The organism is Mycolicibacterium agri (assembly GCF_002553505.1).
GTDB classification, from domain to species: domain Bacteria; phylum Actinomycetota; class Actinomycetes; order Mycobacteriales; family Mycobacteriaceae; genus Mycobacterium; species Mycobacterium agri.
On record NZ_PDCP01000104.1, the window covers coordinates 1 to 18,043 of the forward strand.

Here is an 18,043-nt window from a genome sequence, read left to right on the forward strand (position 1 = left end):
TCCACTACGCTACAAACGCGGCCCACTCAGAGGCTGCACACCCATAAACCGGTGTGCATCAAACCCGGGGTGGTTCATCTTGCGCCTGCTTGATTCGTTCGTACTTATCTTTGTGCTCGGGTAGTTTCTCGGAAATCCTTGATGTTTCTTGTGGCGCGGTGAATGTGAGTGTGTCCACCTGCTCGGCGAGCGTCTTCAGCTCACTCTGTTCAGCGGTCCAATTGGCTTGCGCTTTTACCAGATCGGCATCGAATAGTGTCGACAACTCGCGCGCACGCTCCCTGAGCGTAGTCATCCTGCTAGCTCTTTCACCTAGTTCGGTGACCTTGTTACGTGCGACGACGAGCTTTGCGGCGTTTGCTCGCAATCCCTGTTCCGCCGCGGCGATCCGTTGATCTATCGATGAGAGATCCAGGTGGGCGTCAACTAGACCGACGCGGCCGACTGGCTGGCGTGCGTACTCTAGGATCTCGCCCTGAGAAAAGGCCGCGATGGCAATCAGCGTCGACGGGTCACGCTCGATCTCCACCCAATCACTGTCTACGTGCTGCTCGACAACAGGCTTCGTCCCGCGCAAGTCAAATGATCGACGGATACGGTATTTCTCTGTCGTCGTTGTGACCTCGACACTCACCTCGGTACCTTGGCGGAGTGCATGCGCTAGCCGACCGTCGACCTCGTCACGAATCGCGGTAAAGACACTTCCGTCGACTTGCTGATCGAGCGCAAAGCGAATCGCTTCTAGCACTAAGGATTTGCCCGCTCCTGTTCCCCCGAGGAAGCAGTTGAGATCAGGGCTCAGGGAGATCGATACGCCGGATAAGAAGCCGTCAGCGATGCGTACTGCGTCGATTGTGGGGTGAGGCGGGAGCGCCGCCCTCGGGTCCGTAAGAGTGACCCGAAGCCTATGGTCGTCGAGTGCGTATCGGAGGCCACATAGGTCTGGCCGCGCAGCCTTTATCCAGGTTCGACGACGACCAATCGCCGTTACAGAATGCCGACTTAGAGTTGGATCGTAGGTATCGGAGTTTTGAACAAGTGCCGGGTCTCGTTTTCCCGCAAGCTTTGCGGCCACTTTCGTTGGCGTATCTACGTTTACGTACTCATATGCGGAAATGGCGGGGTCCGCAAGCAACTGGTTGACGTAGGTTTGAACGGGCTGGGTGAGAATACCCCGCTCTTTGTCGATATGTGCTGCGATCGCAACGCCGCCTGCTTGCTCAATCTCTTTCGCACACTCGATCATGCTCTTGGACGTCACGACATCCAGATCGCCAAACTGCGTACGGGTAATGCCGACCCTGATCAGGACGTCCTCGAGAACATGCGCCTTCGTGCCCTCCTCCCAGATGCCAAGCAAATGACCCTCGGGAGTGCTCAACTCGAAGCCAGGAAGGACGACGAGGTTCGAGGCATTTGCAGCAGCGGCCACCTGCTCACACCATGTCGCCGTGTTGTGGTCAGTGATGGCGATCCCGTCCAACCCTGCAGCGATTGCGGCTCTAACAATATCGCCAGCGTCGCCGTAGTCAGCGTCCTGCGCGTCACTCGATCCTGGCGTGTGAACGTGAAGATCAACGGCCCAGAACTGGGCCCAGCCATGGCGAGTCGCTTGTACTTCAGGCACGGCCCATTCCCCATTCCTCCTGGGCAAGCGGAGCATCATTTAACTGATCGCGGCGGGATCGCCAGTCGGGCATGAAGCCGTCCATCAGGCTGGTGAAGCGATCGCCGTGGTTGCGCTCCAGGTAGTGCGTCATCTCGTGGACGACGATGTACTCCAGGCAATCCGGGTGCTTCTTGGCCAGTTCGACGTTGAACCAGATATGCCGCGTCTTGCGGTTGCAGGACCCCCACTTGGTTTTCATGCGCCGGATGGTCCACTGCGGCACCTGCAGACCGAGCTTTTGCTCCCACTTGGCAATCAGTTCGGGCAGGGCCTCGCGTAGTTGCGCTCGATACCATTTGTCGAGGTAGTCCCGACGACGCTCGGCGGTGGTGTCTGCGGCCACATAAAGCAGCAGCCGGTCACCCTCGATTTCGAAGTGGGCCTTGCCCGGACGCTCGATCACTTTCAATCGGCGCCGTAACCCCCAGACGTAGTGGGATTCGCCGGTCACCATCTCGCGCTCTGATTGGCGTGCCGTGGACTGCAGCTGTTCACGCTGACGTTTAATCCATGTCAGCCGTTGAATCACCGCCATGCGCACCTGATCATCGTCGAGGCGTTGAGGTGCCGCCACCCGCACGCGGCCCATCGGCGGATAGACACCAATATGCAGGTTCTTGATGTCCTTGTAGACAACATCGATATCGATGCCGCGGACGGTGAGGTAGGCGCTAGATGTAGTCACGTTGCGCCGTCACCAGTTTCATGAGTTCTTCGAGCTGCTGCTCATCGAAGCCGTCGGGCAGCACGTCGATGATCGCGTTCTCGACGCGGCGCTCGCGCAGGGCGTTGCCGATCCAGTCAGCACGCTTGTTATCACGCACCGCCTTGTCCACCGCCAGAGCGAGCTCCTCGTCGCGGTCCAATGAGTCGTACAGCGCGCGCTTGGCGTCAGTGTCTATCGATTCGGGATAGTCGGTCAGGGGTTCTTTGGTGCCGAGGGCGGATGCCGCCTCAAGCAGCTTGGCCAAGTAGGCCTCGTAGTCGAGTGCCTGCTGGCGGCGCAGCTCCAGGATGTCATCGAGCAGCTTGCTCATCGACTCGTAGTACTTGGGATTGGTCGGGTGCTCGTCGACGATGACTTTGCGCATGTTGTTGACGATCGTTTCGGCCACGGCCTCGGGGTCCTTCTGAATCCCGGTGGGCAGCTTGGTGATCGCACCTTTGCCTAGCTTGACAATCAACTGGATTAGGCCGGCGTCCTCGAAGTTCGAGACCACCTCGGACGGACTGGCGCTGATATAGGTATCAAGCAGATTGCGCATCCCGGCCTCATACTGCTTGAAATCGATGTCCTCGCCCGCACCCAGCTTCACTTCCGCACGCACCGCCACGTAGTGGTCGATCTCGCTGCGGATCGCTTCGGCCTCGGCGCCGCTGTAGCCGGCTGCTGCCATATCATCGGCGAGGTTGGCGTAGGCACGAGTCACTGCCGCGACAGCCTTATATAGCTCAACGCGCTTGTACTCGTTTGCCTTCAGCTGTTCAATGTTGCCGGGCTCCATCGCGCAGAAGTACTGCTGGTATTGCAGAGTGTTCTTCGGAGGCTCGACAGCTTCGACGATGCCGCGGATACGTTCCAGTGCTTCATCCAGGTCCTCGCGTGCTTGCTCGATGCGGTCGGTCAGCAGGCCCTCGATGTCCTGCTTGTCGTAACCGTCGAGGGCGCCGGACGTGTAGTCGTGGACAGCCGACTCCAGCGAATTGAACAGGTCGCGGTAATCCACGATGTAGCCGTAGTCCTTGTCCTCATCATCCAAGCGGTTAACGCGGCAGATCGCCTGGAACAGGCCGTGATCCCGCATCTTTTTGTCGATGTAGAGATAGGTCGCACTCGGCGCGTCAAACCCGGTCAGCAGCTTGTCCACCACGATCAGCAGGCGCATCTGCCCGGGCTCTTTGACGAACTTCGCTTTGACTTCGTCCTCGAACTGCTCCACCTCGGTCATCGCCGTGTCTTCCGGCTCCCCAAAGTAGTCAGCCAGCATCTTCCGGTAGGTGTCGTACTTGCGGATTGCCTCCGTCTTGCCCTCGCCGGAGTCCTCCTTGGCAATATCACTGGCGTTGGGCGCATAGCTGCTGACGATCGCGCACTTGCCCTTGAACCCGGCGTCCACGAACAGTTCGTAGAACTTGGTCGCCTGGTAGACGCTCTCGCATACCAGGAGAGCGTTGCCCCGTCCGTTCATCAGCCGCGGCTTGATCGCCATGTCCAGCAGGATGTCTTGGACGATTTGCCGCGCCCGCGGCTCGGCTGACACTACCTTTTGTATTGTGCCCCAACGCTTCTTCAGCTCGGCCTTGGAAAGGTCGGTCATGCCCTTCGTCTTGATGTCGAACCACTGGTCAACCTTCTCGGGCGCAACAAGCTGCTGGTCGATAGTCCGCGCCTCGTAGCGCAGATCGAGCACCACACCGTCCTCGACGGCCTCGTCGAACTTGTAGGTGTGAATGAAGCTGCCGAATGTCTCGATGCTGGTCGCCTTGTCTTTCTTGAGCAGCGGCGTACCCGTAAAGCCAATGAACATCGCGCCCGGTAGTAGCTGCTTCATCGCGGCGTGCATCTTGCCCGACTGCGTACGGTGGGCCTCATCCACAAACACGAAGATGTTGCCCTTGGCCTCGAAATCCTTGGGCACCTTGGCCTTCAGCTCACGAATAAAATCATCGCCAGCCTCATCGCGGTCTTTATTGTCCTCACCGCCGCGGAACTTGTGCACCAGCGAGCAGATCAGCCATTCCTGCGACGAGTTGAGTGTGTCGATGAGATCAGCGCCACTCGTGGTGCGGTAGATCTGCTCGTTGACGCCGTTGAACACGCCCTCGATCTGGTCGTCCAGCTCGGTGCGGTCGGTAATCAACAGAACCCTCGCATCGTCCTGATGTTCCCGAATCCACTTGGCCAGCCACACCATCGTCAGGCTCTTGCCCGACCCCTGCGTGTGCCAAATGATGCCGCCTTCGCGCTTGGTGATTCGCGCCTGTGCTGCCTTGACGCCGAAGTACTGGTTGGGTCGACACGTCTTCTTGATGCCCGCGTCAAACACGATGAAGTTGTGGATGATATCCAGCAAGCGCTCCTTGTTGCACACCTGCGCCAGCGGCACGTCCAGCAGACCCTCCACGCCGGCGCTGTCCCGCTCCAGCAGTGCTCGCTGCTGCTCATCGATGTCTTTGATCAGCCTCCACTGCATCCAGTACTTCTCGGGTGTGTCGATCACGCCATAGTGAAGCCCCTCAACGTCGTTGCCGGCAAGGACCAGCTGCACGGTGGAGAAGAACGGCCGGATGAATTCCGGCTTCTGGTTGCCGATCGTCTGGCGAATACCCTCGCTGACCGCCACGTGAGATCGCTTGAGTTCCAACGTCGCGAGCGCGATGCCGTTGACATACAGCACGACGTCGGGACGCTTGGTGTGCTGCCCCAGCACGGTGACTTCCTCGACCACCACAAAGTGGTTGGCGTTGGCGTTATCCCACTCGATCAGCTTGACCGTCTCGTAGTGCTCGCCGGCGCCCGGCTTGACTTTGACTCCGTACCGCAGCAGCCCGTACACCTCGCGGTTAGCTTCGTACAGATCATGACCTGCGCCCACCGATGCCGACTTTTGCAGCTGGTCGACCGCTTTGTTGATCAAGTTGTCGTCGTAGCCGCGTGCCCGCAAATTCTGCGTCAGCAGACCAACGTCGATATTCGAGTTACCGTTGCGGCGTGCCCAGTTGCCTTGGTACTCATAACCCAGTCGTTCGGCGATTAGCTTGACCACGCGGTTCTGCGTGGCGCGCTCTGGCTGGCCGACGTCACTCACGATGCAGCCTCCACGGGGAGGCGAGTGCGACCAGTGAGGAGTTGTTGCATCATGCCGGTCTTGATGTCGCGAGCTTTGGACAGACGAGACTCCAAAGTCCCAACCTCGCCGTCAATGTCCGATAACGCTTGGGCGATTGCGCGCTGCTCGTTGACATCGTCCGGCATTAATATCTTGATCCGCACCAGCTCCCAACGCGTGAGCTTCGACCGAGTTCCACTGGAAATAAACGGTGTGATGTCTTTGTGCTCCAGGGCGTAGAACAAAAATCCGGTGTCACCGGGCTGCGTTGCTTTCAACACATGGGCGTGGTTGTTGACCCAGATCTTGCCCTTCATCCGGTACGCGATCGGGCGCGTTGCCCACTGATCAAAATTGCCACCATCCTCGGCTAGGAGGACGACGTCATCGTCGATCATGAAGTCATCGATGTAATCGAGGACGCCGTTGGCCCCGCAATATGGAAACCGACCGCTCCTACCCGCGCGCTGCGTTGCACTCAGAGGCACCCGGAGGTTATCCAAGATAGTCGCAACATCGCCAAGCTCACGCTCCGACAATCGCCCTCGGAACCCGGGCAGCCGAGTCTTGCCGGTCAGGAGCTGTTGCATCATTCCTTGCTTGATCGCCTGCTTCTTGACTATTGAGTGTTCAAGCAGATCGATCTGATTCATGGTGTCGTCGAGTGCGTCAGCGATTGATACCTGTTCCTCAAATGAGGGCACGTTGAGGACGATTGAGGCAATGAAATTTCGATTCAGAGACTGCTGGGCGCCTCCCGAATTATGTCTGCTGAAGTCAATGCTTGAGAGTAAGTAGTAGATGTAGCGCGGGTAGTTACCGCGGAAGTCTGTTACATATAGAGCAGTGTTGTGTGGCCAGAAATCGGACGCACAATAGTGAGCACGGCCGAATGAGGCTCCGCTCCGGCCGAGAACTACTCCGGGCCCAGGGGCGATCGCTCGGTCGTGGTAGCCGTTGACACCAGCTGATCCCATCACTGGCACCGCTCCAACTCGACGCTGGCGCCAAGTCAGGTCGTGACCACGTTGGAGTGAAATCAGCTCACCAAGGCTGGTAGTACGCCACGTGGTCATTTCTTGATCCCCATATCTGCCAGGTGTTGGACGACCCTGGTCTCAAGCTGAGTTAGCTCGTCATCGAGCTCGACCACCGTCTTGGCGTAACGCTCGCCAAGTTCCTCGATGCGCGCAACAAGGTTGTGGGTGAGTGCGGTGACTTCGCCGGCAATCCGGCTCTTGATAGTCGCGTGCCATTTCTCGTCCAACACAAGGTCTTTCACATCGTCCTCGGTGAGCTTGCCGTACTCCTTAAGCACGGCTGCGTCGAGTTCGGCCTGCAAATCCTTGGCTGCCTTCTTGGCGGCGGCCTCGGCGTCGTACAGAGCGATCAGGTGCTCGAGCGCCTTGATTTCGTCGGGATCGGACTTCTCGCGCTTGGCAACGCGCAACCGTGCCGTGGCGAGCGCCTTGGTGATCTTGTCGTCGTCCATCGCCGTGGCGAGCAACCCATCGTCAACGGCGTGCTCCTCCACGTATTCCTCGACGGCCAGGGTGGCCGCCTCGGCCTCGGCGGTCAGTTCGTTGATCTGCGCCTGGGTGTCGTAGTAGTAGGTGGACACCAGAAGTGCTGGGGGGATTAGGTCCATCTTGTACTTCGTGGCGCTACGGCCAGAACCGATGACCAGATCAGGTGCCTCCGACAGCTTGCGGTCTTTGTCCTCAATTGTCTTGCGGGGCTTAGCCGCGCCGAGCCAGCCGTCGTTCATGATCATGAACACGTCGTCGTGCATCGTCGTTTCGTTCCAGTACGACATCAGCTGCTCGTAGACGTCGTACTCATCGAGCAGCGGCATCGACTTGAACCGCGCCAGTAAGTCCTCGCTGATCTCAGCGATCAGTTCGGCCGGCTTGGTGTTTTCGTCGATCTTGGCCAGCTGCGCCCGGTGCGCCGCGAACCATTCATCGACCACGGTGTCGACCTTGGCCGCGAACTTCTTGAACTTAGGCGACTCCAGCACAGTCTGCTGCACCTCAGCGATGTCGATCGTCAGATCGCTGTAGCCTGGCCGGTTCTCGGTGAACAGCGTACTGCGCAGGCTGGGGAACGCCTTCCAGTACTCATCGAGCGCGTCGAGGTCACGGTCGGGGATACCGCCGTGGAGATGCGCGTGCAGATCCTGAGTGTCCTCGGGTTCAGAGGAGTCGATGTAGCGCGGAATGTTGAGGTTGTAGCCGTTCCTCGGGTCCGCAATCTCTTTGAGCGGCACCATGCGCGAGTAGCGATTGATCTCGATCTGCTTGTTGAATGTGTCGACGATCTTGTGGATGTCTTGCGCACGCAGCCGGTTCTTGGGGCCGTCCTTCACGAAGCCCTTAGAGGCATCGATCATGAATACACCGGCCCGACCGGCCGCGTTCTTCTTGTCGAGCACTACGATGCACGCGGGGATACCCGTGCCGTAGAACAGGTTTGGCGGCAGGCCGATGACTCCCTTGATGAACCCACGCTTCAATAGATTGCGGCGAATGTCGGCCTCGGCGTGGCCGCGGAACAGTACCCCGTGCGGCAGGATGATCGCCGCCTTGCCGGTGCTCTTGAGTGACTTGAGCACGTGGAGCAGAAAGGCGTAGTCACCGTTCTTGTCCGGCGGCGTGCCATATTCAAACCGCCCGTAGTCGTTCTCCAGGCCGTTGTTCCATGACTTGACCGAGAAGGGCGGATTGGCGACGGCGAAGTCGAACGTCCGGAGTTCGCCACCCTTGGTGAATTGCGGGCTGGTGATGGTGTCGCCCTTTTCGATCTCAGCGTCCTCATTGCCGTGCAGCCACATGTTCATCTTGGACAGTGCCCAGGTGGCGTTGTCCTTCTCCTGGCCGTAGATCGTGATCCCGCGCGGTGCCTCGTCGGCGACTTTGAGGAGCAGTGAACCGGAGCCGCAGGTCGGGTCGTACACGGTCTGATCGGCGCGGGTCTTGCTGTTGATGCCGACCACCTTGGCCAGGACCCGAGACACCTCCGCGGGGGTGTAAAACTGACCTTTGCTTTTGCCCGACTCGGTGGCGAAGTGGCGCATCAGGTACTCGTAGGCGTCACCAAGCAAATCGTCACCCTCGGCGCGCGAGCCGCGGAAGTCCAGATCCTTGAACCGAATCCCAGCCGGGTCCTGAACTCCTGCACCTCGGCATACCCCGGCGGCTTGATCTTCGGCTGACGGATCGGCTTCGTGAACGGGTCGCGCTTAGCCATGTACTGCTTGCACCATTGCAGCCACTCGACCGCCGCGGCTCGTTGCTCATCGTCGGTGATGCGCTCGATGTGCTCAGCCATGGCAGCGAGGTAGTCGCGGAGCCTGGCAGCCAGCTCCCAGTCCTCAAGGTCTGCAATCAGCCGCTCCCCCAGCTTGTGCTGGACGTACGCCTGGTGCGCGAGCTCATTTTCGCGTTCGATCCGCTTGTGTTTCGCGATCTCCGCGAGGCGTTCGGCTTCGGTGCGTTCGGTGTGGATGAGCGCCCAGCGCTCGAACAACGTCATGACGTCGGGCAGCCGCGACTCCAGCGAAATGGTCTTCGTATCTGACCACGACACCTCCGACGAGTAGCGGCTGTCGGTGTTCAGCGTGATCGACAGACGCTCTGACGGCACGTAGTCGTGAGTCGGAATCCGGTACCACGACTCGCGTTTAGCGCGTTCAAGTTCCTTGATCGTTGCCTCGTGCGGCACTTTGTCTTTCAGCTGCGTGATCCCGACCGAGCACTTGATCGGCGCCACGCCGACTATCAGAAATCCGGACAACTGGTCACGGTCGTGGTATCCGTACCCGCGAGGCTCGCGTTTTGGCGGCTCCTGCACGGAGTAACCGCGAGCCTCCGCCTCGCGCGCCAAAGCGTGCAGCAAGCGTAGTACCCGCTGGCGCTGCCGTGGTTCGATCGAACTCAGCCGATTTTCACTGCGCAGCGCCGCCACCGCGGGGTGCCAGCGCCCGATGCGTTCGGCGGCCATGACCTCGGCTGGCGGCAGCGTCTTCCACTCCGCAACCGACGACAGCCGAAGCACCTTGTGGTAGTAGCTGACGCCATCCATCAAAATCACTTGTTGGCCGTCCGGTGCCATCTGCCGCCTGTTGATGATCGCGACCAGATTGCCGTAGTTGGTGTCATCGCCTTTGGTATTTAGCTCCAGCACTCCACCGGCATCGATGATGTCCTGCAACAACTTTCGAGTCGGCGTGGGATCGTCGGGACCGGGACGGGTCAGTGACCGCTGAGGATTTCCTTGCTCCGAATGCGCTAACCGAATGGCGCGGCTGTACGACCGGCGCTTATTCGGGAAGTGATCGGTCGGGTAGTCGCCGTGCTTCAGGTAGTAGACACCGGCTGGCTCAATCGTCGCCTTCCATCCGCCCCGCTTGCTGACCGTGACCAGGCGCCGGTTCTGCAAGGCCGCGGCAGTTGCCTTATAGCCGCTGTTGGTCCATCGGCCGTCAGGACAGCCGTCGCCGACCCATCGGAGTACATCGAGCTGGCGTGTGTTGAGCGGAGTGTCCAGCGCCATGAAGAAATTCTCGGCGACCGACTACCGCGGCGCGATCCGAGCAATCGACAGCGGCGTTGGGTGGCGTAAGCCCAACGCCGGACCTCGGCGAGGCGTGTTCGTACCGTCCATGAGGAAGGTTGTCGGCGCCCGTCGATAGGGTCGCGATGAGAACGACGTAGACGCTGCGAATGGAGGGTGGGCGATGGTGAGCACACGTGGTGACGGCGGGGTGTCGATCCTCGCCGAAGAGGTAGTCGGTGGTGATGTCGTACTGGTGCCTCACGAAGGCGGCGGGCGGCGTCCGCTCCATGTCGTGTCGGTGCGCCAAGAGCAGATTGTGGGAGGGCGTCCGATGGTGCTGCTCACGCTCGAAATAGAACCGCCGGCCGCACGGCCTGTGGTCGTTCAAGCGCCGGTGGGCAGCCGGGTCATCCGCCTTCCTCGCGCATGACCGAGGCGCAACCGAGCGCGTCGGCGCCAAAGCAGCAGATTCAGCTCCACTCCGAGTACGCGGGATCAGTCCAGCTGCGCATGCTGTTCAGCCCGTCGGGGCCGGACGCCAAAGCTGACGACAAGGACTTCCGGTTGCTCGCGCATGGGAGTGCTTTCGTGTACGAGTGCGATGGCCGGACGTATCTCGTGACGGCAAGGCACAACTTCACCGGACGGCATTGGCAGACAAACGTCTACCTCGGTGAGTACGAAGTCAGTCCGACCCATCTGCAGATCACGCTGCTGACCAAGCCACCAACCGAAGGGTGGCAGCTTCAGCCAACCGGCGATGACGCACGCACGGCGTCGACGGCTTTTCGTGCGCGGCAGTTTCTCATCTCGCTGATCGGGGAGGATTGGGCACCCCTCTGGAAGCAGCATCCCGTACACGGAGGTGACGTCGATGTCGCTGTACAAGCCATCAACTTCGATGACGACGACCTGATATACCCGTGGAAGTATCCGGTCGAGGAAACCGATCCTCGGGCGACGAAGTGGTCGAATCTTGCTCCGGCGCAGGATGTTTTCATTGTCGGTTATCCCTATGCGTTATCGACCGGCCCGTTGTTCCCGTTGTGGATACGCGGCACCGTCGCCTCGGACACGCACTTCGGTGTCGTGGTTGACAGCAAGCAACTGCCCCTGATCCTCGTTGACGCGCGGACGCGAACGGGTCAGTCCGGCTCGGTTGTCATCAGACACATCCCCGAAGGAGCGGTGGTGCCCACCGTGGGAAACAGCATTGGAATCACTCCGCGGCCACAGTCGCAGATTGTCGGCGTCTACTCGGGTCGAACCAGTGACGAGTCGGATCTTGGCTACGTGTGGCCAAGCGCCGAGGTCGAAGACATCTGCCGCAACGGGACTGCCGGAACCATCTAGCTCGTCGACCGGCCTTTGCGTCACTGACCGCGTTGGTAGTTCCAGATCGCGTGATCCAGTTCGCTTGCCGTCATTGACAGTTCGCCCGCAACGGCGGTCAGCAGTTCGACGCAGAACGCCGGGCTGACGGTCTTGACCGGACGATCGAGAGCCTTCGCGACGAATCGGATGATCATCCGGTCCGGTTTGATGCCGGGGATTCCCGCCAGCATCTGGACGTAGTGCCACGTGACGCCAGACCCTTGTCCGGGGACGTTCAGCCACGCCTTTTTCACCAGCGCCAGTGAATCTGCGTCTTCCGCGGCGCTGCGGAGATCTTGCGCAGTCACGACTCCCACATCGATCATGCCGTTCGCTTCGGCCTCGATGGCATACGCCTTGAGCGGTGCTCCTTTATGTGTCGAGGTCCGGTTGCCGTTGCCGATTCTCGCCGCCCATGCCTCGGGGCCGTTCAGCTGCGCGAACGTTGCTGCAAGATCGACCGCGCTGTCCGTGTTGGGATCTCCGCCTTGCTCCCGGCGGTAGGCACGGTAATTGCTCACGACCTTCTCTACGGTCGGGTAACGGACCATCGTCGACTGCACCGAGTCCACAATGCAGAGCGCCAGGCTGTCTGGATATCCCTCCGGAGCCTTCGAGCCACGGAACTGCTCGCAACGCTCTGTCAAGATCTGGACCTGCTCAGCCGAGTAACTCACAGGCGAACGATCTCACAACCATCCGACAAGGTGGAGTCAGTTCGACTCGGGCGATTCGGGGCCATGGCATGTTTGTTGCGAAGTGATGTCACCCCGCCAGGCCCGTTTGGGGAATCCTCACCCAATCGAGCACACGAAGTCCACGTGTTGTTCACTGAGCTGAGTCATGTGCCACAGGGTTATTGGATGAAGACCGATGGGCAGTTGCGTCCCGAAGCCTTGAATCAAATCCCTCGGCCGCGGTCGATGAAGACACCGGGCATACCGCACTGGGGACACGAGTAGTCATCGAAGTCGAGCAAACTGGGCGCAACAACCCACAAGATGTCGTCGCAAAGGAGCAGCGTGCACCCGCAGGTGAGGACACAACACCATGCGGCCGGATGCGCCGCGACAGTACACGAGGCGATAAGTGCATCGCACTCCACGACCGGACTGAAATCGAGCGCCAGCAGCACAGGGTCGTGCCACCAGTTGGGATCAGGGCAGGCGTCAGTCATCACGCACAGATCGACTTTCCGAATACGCGGCCCACCTAACCGGGGTACGCGGGAGACGGTCTGATCGTACGGTCGTTCGAACGGCGCGGCAAGACATCTGGCAATCGAAATAACCGATAGGTGCGCTTCGTAATAATTTGTCACACAAGCTATTTGACGATAATCACTCGACTCTGAGCAACGATAAATGTATCGCCTCGTGGTCGGCCTGACGACTCAGTTTGTCGATACGCTTAGCAGTCTGCGCAGAACCCAAACAATGCGGGCAAGCGACATGATGGCTGCCACCGTCAAGCCGACCGCGATCAACTGCATCCACACATAGCCCTGCGGCACGTTGACATCAGTGGTGAGACACGTGAGCGTCGCGATGAACACTCCGAGGAGCCAGGGCAGAACACCGAGGAAGACTTCCCCGACGCGGGCTTTGTCCTCCGCCGGGAGCAGCCGGTCAATCGTGGACAATGGCGTCCGCAGAAGATTTACGAGAATCGAGATGCTGGTCAGAGCGAAACCGCCCATAGTTGCCGCTGCGGCTGCCGCCAACTGATACACGACACGCCGGGACTCAGCCGACACCGCTGTAAGAGCCTGGGGCAGTCTGCATTGCTCCTCCGGGAACCAGCATCGCGAAGCCGCTGCGTACCACACCGCAACAACGAGTACGCCGACGGCAAGGTCCACCCATCGATGCCGAATCCAGAAGTGCTGCAGGCGGATACGTAACGGAAAGGGCGCGAGCAGCGGGTCACTGCCGTTCATCGTCAGGAGTCTCGATAAAGACGGTGGGGTAGGTTGCCACCTCATCAGGTACCGCGGGTACGGCTGACTCCAGGTACTCCTTGTTCCGTGATCTGGAGGCCAGGAAAAGCTCTCGCGCATACTCGGCGGACCGGTCAGGGTCGTTGATCCGATCGGCGTCAACCTCGGTCTTTTCGATGAAACGATCTTCGAGCAGGTTCAGCGACCGGTTGGTGCCTTGAATCGTGCCAGTCACTCGCGCGCTGTTGAATTCTGATAGTCCGTCAGACCCGCGCAGCAGATCGGTCATCTGTCGAATACGCCGCCGCATGCTCTGCTTGTATGCCGCGTCGCCACTGCGACCGACCGAGATACCGACCCTCACGACACCGCCTTGAGCGAGCGCTCGCGCGCCATCGAGCGCTTGAACCCAATCGCCACCAACCAGATCTCGACTGATCCGGCTGGCCGGGATTGCGACGTCGATGGCGGACACACGCATCTCCCCCAACACCTGCTCCAGGTTTTGCGTCAGAACCGGCTCGATCCGGACATCGATATCGAGTTTGGCGCGTAGGTAGTCGACAAGCCGCCGGGGCCGGGGACCATCGCCACTGGTCAGCATGGCAACGATGTTCCGCCTGGTGAACAGGCAGTAGGTCGGCTCAAGGAGGCCTTCATCCGGCGATAACCCGATGGCGCGCCACGCACCCGTGCTGTTGCCCACGCTGGGTAGATTTTCGCGACGGACCTTATCCAGGATCAGCATGCGGTTGTCCGGCTCGGCGACGCCTTTGGCGAGCAGCACCATGCCGTCACGGCACACCCGATACCGGTTCTTGCCGTCTGCTTCGGCCTTTACCAACTGCTTCACGACCCGCTGCGCCGGGAACCTCCCGGGCAGCGGAGAACCGTCCGGTTGGGTCAGCCGCCAGTACTGGACTGTCCTGTTCACGAATAGGTCAGCTATCCGCGGGGCGGGTTCTTGTCTCGGCCGCGCGGGTAGGTGTTGCGCTCGCCGATAGTGCCGTCGAGCTTCTTGATGACGTGCTCGACCCCGCGCTCGATCGCCATCTCACGGCCGGCCGCCTGCGCTTCGGCCTTGGTCTCGGCCGTGTTCGATGCCCGCTGGCCGCCCTGGACGCGGTTCTTCCAGACCCCGCCCTCGTTGTACGTCTCGATGTCACCCTTTGCCATGGATGCTCCCTTCAGAGGTCCTGAGGCACACGTTAGACCTGACCACCGACACATTCCGGAACCCGCACTGACGATGCCGCACCTTTGTCGGCGCCAGTGGGACGATGATCGGTATGAAGCGGATCTCGGCGGATGCCTATCAGGCGCTCCGCGATGCGCTGCCTTCGATCACATGGCACAAGCGGGCCTTTGAGTCTTTTCTACGGGATGCCTTGCGTAGCCGCCCCGAACTTCTCGCGGGGCTGGACTTCAACGGCGCGACCAAACGGGAGACGGCCGACGCACTGATCAGTCGGCTCGGCGCAAACGAGGGCACCTATCAGCAGACGACCATCGACCTCATGTTGGACGTCGCCGCCATGACCCGGTTTCCGGACGTGGAGAAGATCAAAGAACCGGACCACCGGGAGCTCCGCCTGCAAGAGGCGCACGATGCCGTCGGCCGGCTCCGCACGCTAACCGCCCGGTACCGCCAGGAAGCGGAATCGCGAGAGCGGTCAGCTGCCGCGCGGGAAGCCGAGGCGGCAAGGCACGCGGGGATCAAGCAGTTCTCGGACGAACTCAGGGTCCTGCGCGACCGGTACGTCGCGTTGCATGGCTCCAGCGATCCCCACCAACGCGGCAAGGCACTCGAAGTCCTCCTGACGGACCTGTTCCTTCTCTTCGACATGGAGCCCCGACTGAGCTACAACCTCGCCTATGAGCAGATCGACGGATCGCTGAGCTTCGACACCGACGACTACATCGTGGAGGCACGGTGGCGCCAGGAGCCGACCGGCCGTGAACACCTCGATGTCTTCAAGACGAAGGTCGAGCGCAAGGGCCGAAACGCCCTCGGCATTTTTGTCAGCGTGAACGCGTTCAGTTCTGACGCGCTCGCGCAGTACGGGTCGTCCAGCCCTTTCGTGGTGTTCACCGGCGAGGACCTCTTCATGGTGCTCGACGGCCGCATCGGACTCGACGACCTCCTGCGGGCCAAGAAACGGCACGTCAATGAAACCGGCGACTGCTGTCTGCCAGCGAGGAACCTTCTCGTCTCCAGTGATTAGCGTGGCCGTGTTGGCTCAACGTGGGATCGTGGTGGTGTGAGCGCCGACGCCCGCTTCGCTCTTCCGGGCAAGTTGCCTGCGCTTGTTCAGCTCTACACAGACAAAGTTCACGCGCCGGTCCGATTCCGGCTGCCGTCCTGGGAAACGGCGCTGGCCGGGATACCTGGCCAACCGACCAGGCTGCTTTGCGATCCGGCAGTCACGACCGAACCGAGCACCGAGCGCTTTCGGTCGCGCGGCGACCGGCTGGTGAGCCGCAAGGCAGTCATCGACGTCTGCGCATCCACTGACTTTGCCGATGACGAGGCGGTCCTCGCAGCGTTCGTATTAGTCATGGCATGGGGATCAGGGACGAGTAACAGCCGATCACTGCGGTATACGCGAAAGGCGCTCGCGGACATCAGCGCAGCGGCGGTGACGCTCCGCCAATCTGCAGTGGCACTCCGATCCGTTGAGCGCGTCGACGACCCTGATATCGCTACCATCCATCGCAGCTTCAGAATGCCCGGCGTCGGAGAAGCATTCTTTACCAAGTGGTTTGCGTTCGCCGGCTTCGTTTCCGGCCGCGAGTGGCAGCCATTGATTCTCGACAGCAGGGTCCGGAACACCCTTCACACGACACTTGATGTGTGGCTGAACCAGCTCACGGCTACGCACCGTGACCCGGAACGCTATGTCGCGTACCTGACCGCGATGCACCGATGGGCCGTATCGCTACCGCAACCGATGACTGCCACGCAGCTGGAATGGATCATGTTCACGCATAACGGCCACGCTGTCTGACCGCTGGGAAGGACAGAGGTCGGTCGGAATGGGTACAAAGAAGCGGGTCATGCTCGATACGAACCCATGGTCGCGGATCGGTGAAGAGCGCACTGCACCAACGTTTGTCGCGGCGCTACGCGATATGGGCTACACGTTCGTCCTGCCGCCGAGCATGCTTATCGAAGCCATGCAAACACCCAACGTCGACACGCGGCGTCACATTGTGGCGGCAATGTCGTCGGGTCAAGGACTGCGCCTTCGCACTGAGGTCGACCTGTGCACCAACGAGTTTCGTACCGCGCTTCAGCGCAAGCGCCCAGCATGGCTGCGATCAATACCCAATGCGGCCGCCGTCGCCGGCTGGCGCGCCTTCTGGACCAATCAAGTATGGCACTACGCCCGCGATGACTCTGAGCAGTTTCACGACCATGTGATGAGCCGGCCGTCGCTCGTAGCGGTCGACGACTGGTACGAAACACAACTGCGGAGGTTTGCCGCTGAGGGTGCTCCACGTGGGGGCGGGTTGGTTGAGCTTGGTCTGCACGGCAGTGGCGAGCTTGGCTTCGGCGATAGTGCCGTCGGCGATTTTGTCATTGGTGACCGCATCGTCTTGCAGCTTGGCGGTCAAGATCGTGTCGTCGGCGACGTTTCCGCTGCCAGCAGCATTGAGCTTGGTCTGAACCCCAGACGAAAGCAGTGCCTCGGTGATTGAGCCGTCCGCAATACTGGCCGCAGTAACAGCGTCGCTCGCAATGGCGCTGTTGGTCACACTGTTCGGGGCGAGGACGTTGGCAGTGACGGAGTTGTCTTTGAGGTTTCCATCGGCCTTATGTGCTTGCGACAGATAGTCATTGAGGACATCGCCCCACGTGCCAGAATCCTTGCCAGGTATGGGAAGACGTGCCATCTAGCGATTGTCTCCCGCGTTGCCGCCGTAGGCCGATCCACCGTAACCGGTGCCCTCGGAGGCTTCGGAGCTTCGTGACAGCAGCCGCAGTGCCGCACCCACACCACTGAGAGCAACGACGCCAATGGCGATCTGCCTGAGGAAGTCCCTCCGGTCCATCCGTCTGTTCAGAATGGCGTCTAGTTGCTTTTTTATTTCCATAAGTGCGCTAACCATTAAACTGTTTCGTAATAAATTGCTTGTGTTACTATTGCAATAGCGAAATACCAAATTAAATAGCGGAGTGCCGAGAATAAGAAATGGCTACCTATAATTGCACCGATAGCACCAATAGCGCGTATGGCGCCGGCTCGTACGGCACCTGTACCGGCCAGTCTGTCGGCGCGCCAAACACGGGCGTCTTCGAACAAGTGCTCAGCGGCGGAAGCTTCACCATTGTCGCGCCGCTGGCCGCGGCAATCGTGCTGGTGGCTGTCGCAGCGGTACTCGTTCGGCGACGCAAGAAGAGCTAAGGCCCCGACCCACTTGTGGCCCGGCCGGAGCCGCATCACAGCTGCGCCATTTCTGGCCCGGCGACCGTGAGACGCACGGCAAGATACGAAGCCATGGTCGGCATGACGCTCCACGGATCTGACGTGAACTCGGTCTTCGACCTGCTTGGCCACAACGAGAACGACTTGACCGCCTGAGTTAGGACATTTGAATCGCCCTGGAAATGCTGGAGGCTCCTGACCTTGGAAACGAGGATGCAGGTATGCCGAAGGAACAGTCGCCTGG

Annotated in this window: 17 protein-coding genes; 5 read left to right on the forward strand and 12 right to left on the reverse strand. The window is 60.3% G+C overall.

Annotated features, from left to right (window positions below; translation table 11 throughout):
- Positions 1–58: 58 nt before the first annotated feature.
- The 6 genes from CQY20_RS30050 to CQY20_RS30075 are packed head-to-tail and all read right to left on the reverse strand — an operon-like array spanning position 59 to position 10,053.
- Positions 59–1,627, reverse strand: coding sequence for an AAA family ATPase (locus CQY20_RS30050; RefSeq protein ID WP_163700618.1), 1,569 nt, complete (start codon positions 1,625–1,627; stop codon positions 59–61).
- Positions 1,620–2,354, reverse strand: a complete 735-nt coding sequence (locus tag CQY20_RS30055) for a M48 family metallopeptidase (protein ID WP_097944417.1) — start codon at positions 2,352–2,354, stop codon at positions 1,620–1,622. Before CQY20_RS30055 ends, CQY20_RS30050 begins: the two co-directional genes overlap by 8 nt.
- Positions 2,341–5,478: a type I restriction endonuclease subunit R gene (locus CQY20_RS30060; protein WP_097944419.1), complete on the reverse strand. Its 3,138-nt coding sequence runs from the start codon at positions 5,476–5,478 to the stop codon at positions 2,341–2,343. Before CQY20_RS30060 ends, CQY20_RS30055 begins: the two co-directional genes overlap by 14 nt.
- Positions 5,475–6,575, reverse strand: coding sequence for a restriction endonuclease subunit S (locus CQY20_RS30065; protein WP_097944421.1), 1,101 nt, complete (start codon positions 6,573–6,575; stop codon positions 5,475–5,477). Before CQY20_RS30065 ends, CQY20_RS30060 begins: the two co-directional genes overlap by 4 nt.
- A complete protein-coding gene (locus CQY20_RS30070; protein ID WP_097944423.1) occupies positions 6,572–8,575 on the reverse strand; it encodes an N-6 DNA methylase in 2,004 nt (667 codons plus the stop codon). Before CQY20_RS30070 ends, CQY20_RS30065 begins: the two co-directional genes overlap by 4 nt.
- Complete coding sequence (locus CQY20_RS30075; RefSeq protein ID WP_097944425.1) at positions 8,575–10,053, reverse strand: hypothetical protein; 1,479 nt, start codon at positions 10,051–10,053, stop codon at positions 8,575–8,577. Before CQY20_RS30075 ends, CQY20_RS30070 begins: the two co-directional genes overlap by 1 nt.
- A 187-nt stretch (positions 10,054–10,240) precedes the next feature.
- Between CQY20_RS30075 and CQY20_RS30080 the strand changes: the two genes are divergently transcribed.
- Both CQY20_RS30080 and CQY20_RS30085 read left to right on the forward strand, forming a co-directional pair.
- Positions 10,241–10,486 carry a hypothetical protein gene (locus CQY20_RS30080; RefSeq protein WP_133119164.1) on the forward strand — a complete coding sequence of 82 codons (246 nt, stop codon included), beginning with the start codon at positions 10,241–10,243 and terminating at the stop codon, positions 10,484–10,486.
- Positions 10,483–11,409 carry a hypothetical protein gene (locus CQY20_RS30085; protein ID WP_097944429.1) on the forward strand — a complete coding sequence of 309 codons (927 nt, stop codon included), beginning with the start codon at positions 10,483–10,485 and terminating at the stop codon, positions 11,407–11,409. The genes CQY20_RS30080 and CQY20_RS30085 overlap by 4 nt, the downstream gene beginning before the upstream one ends.
- Positions 11,410–11,429: 20 nt before the next feature.
- On the opposite strand, the gene CQY20_RS30090 is transcribed toward CQY20_RS30085, so the two are convergent.
- From CQY20_RS30090 to CQY20_RS30110, 4 genes are all read right to left on the reverse strand, one after another.
- Entirely contained in the window at positions 11,430–12,107 is a 678-nt protein-coding gene (locus tag CQY20_RS30090; protein ID WP_097944431.1) for a DUF8548 family protein, read from the reverse strand.
- 716 nt (positions 12,108–12,823) lie between these two features.
- Positions 12,824–13,369: a hypothetical protein gene (locus CQY20_RS30100; RefSeq protein ID WP_097944435.1), complete on the reverse strand. Its 546-nt coding sequence runs from the start codon at positions 13,367–13,369 to the stop codon at positions 12,824–12,826.
- On the reverse strand, positions 13,356–14,222 hold the full coding sequence (locus CQY20_RS30105) for an oxidoreductase (RefSeq protein WP_234816480.1): 867 nt from the start codon (positions 14,220–14,222) through the stop codon (positions 13,356–13,358). The genes CQY20_RS30100 and CQY20_RS30105 overlap by 14 nt, the downstream gene beginning before the upstream one ends.
- Before the next feature lie 92 nt (positions 14,223–14,314).
- Entirely contained in the window at positions 14,315–14,545 is a 231-nt protein-coding gene (locus tag CQY20_RS30110; protein WP_097944439.1) for a DUF2188 domain-containing protein, read from the reverse strand.
- Between the two features lie 113 nt (positions 14,546–14,658).
- Between CQY20_RS30110 and CQY20_RS30115 the strand changes: the two genes are divergently transcribed.
- Both CQY20_RS30115 and CQY20_RS30120 read left to right on the forward strand, forming a co-directional pair.
- Complete coding sequence (locus CQY20_RS30115; RefSeq protein WP_097944441.1) at positions 14,659–15,594, forward strand: restriction endonuclease; 936 nt, start codon at positions 14,659–14,661, stop codon at positions 15,592–15,594.
- A gap of 36 nt (positions 15,595–15,630) precedes the next feature.
- Positions 15,631–16,377 carry an 8-oxoguanine DNA glycosylase OGG fold protein gene (locus tag CQY20_RS30120; protein WP_097944443.1) on the forward strand — a complete coding sequence of 249 codons (747 nt, stop codon included), beginning with the start codon at positions 15,631–15,633 and terminating at the stop codon, positions 16,375–16,377.
- A gap of 313 nt (positions 16,378–16,690) precedes the next feature.
- On the opposite strand, the gene CQY20_RS34980 is transcribed toward CQY20_RS30120, so the two are convergent.
- A complete protein-coding gene (locus tag CQY20_RS34980; RefSeq protein ID WP_097944445.1) occupies positions 16,691–17,266 on the reverse strand; it encodes a hypothetical protein in 576 nt (191 codons plus the stop codon).
- 299 nt (positions 17,267–17,565) lie between these two features.
- Between CQY20_RS34980 and CQY20_RS36270 the strand changes: the two genes are divergently transcribed.
- Positions 17,566–17,778, forward strand: coding sequence for an LPXTG cell wall anchor domain-containing protein (locus CQY20_RS36270; RefSeq protein WP_109789763.1), 213 nt, complete (start codon positions 17,566–17,568; stop codon positions 17,776–17,778).
- A 35-nt stretch (positions 17,779–17,813) separates the two neighbouring features.
- On the opposite strand, the gene CQY20_RS35255 is transcribed toward CQY20_RS36270, so the two are convergent.
- Positions 17,814–18,043 (reverse strand): hypothetical protein (locus CQY20_RS35255; protein WP_207767339.1); only part of this gene is annotated, 230 nt, incomplete at its 5' end.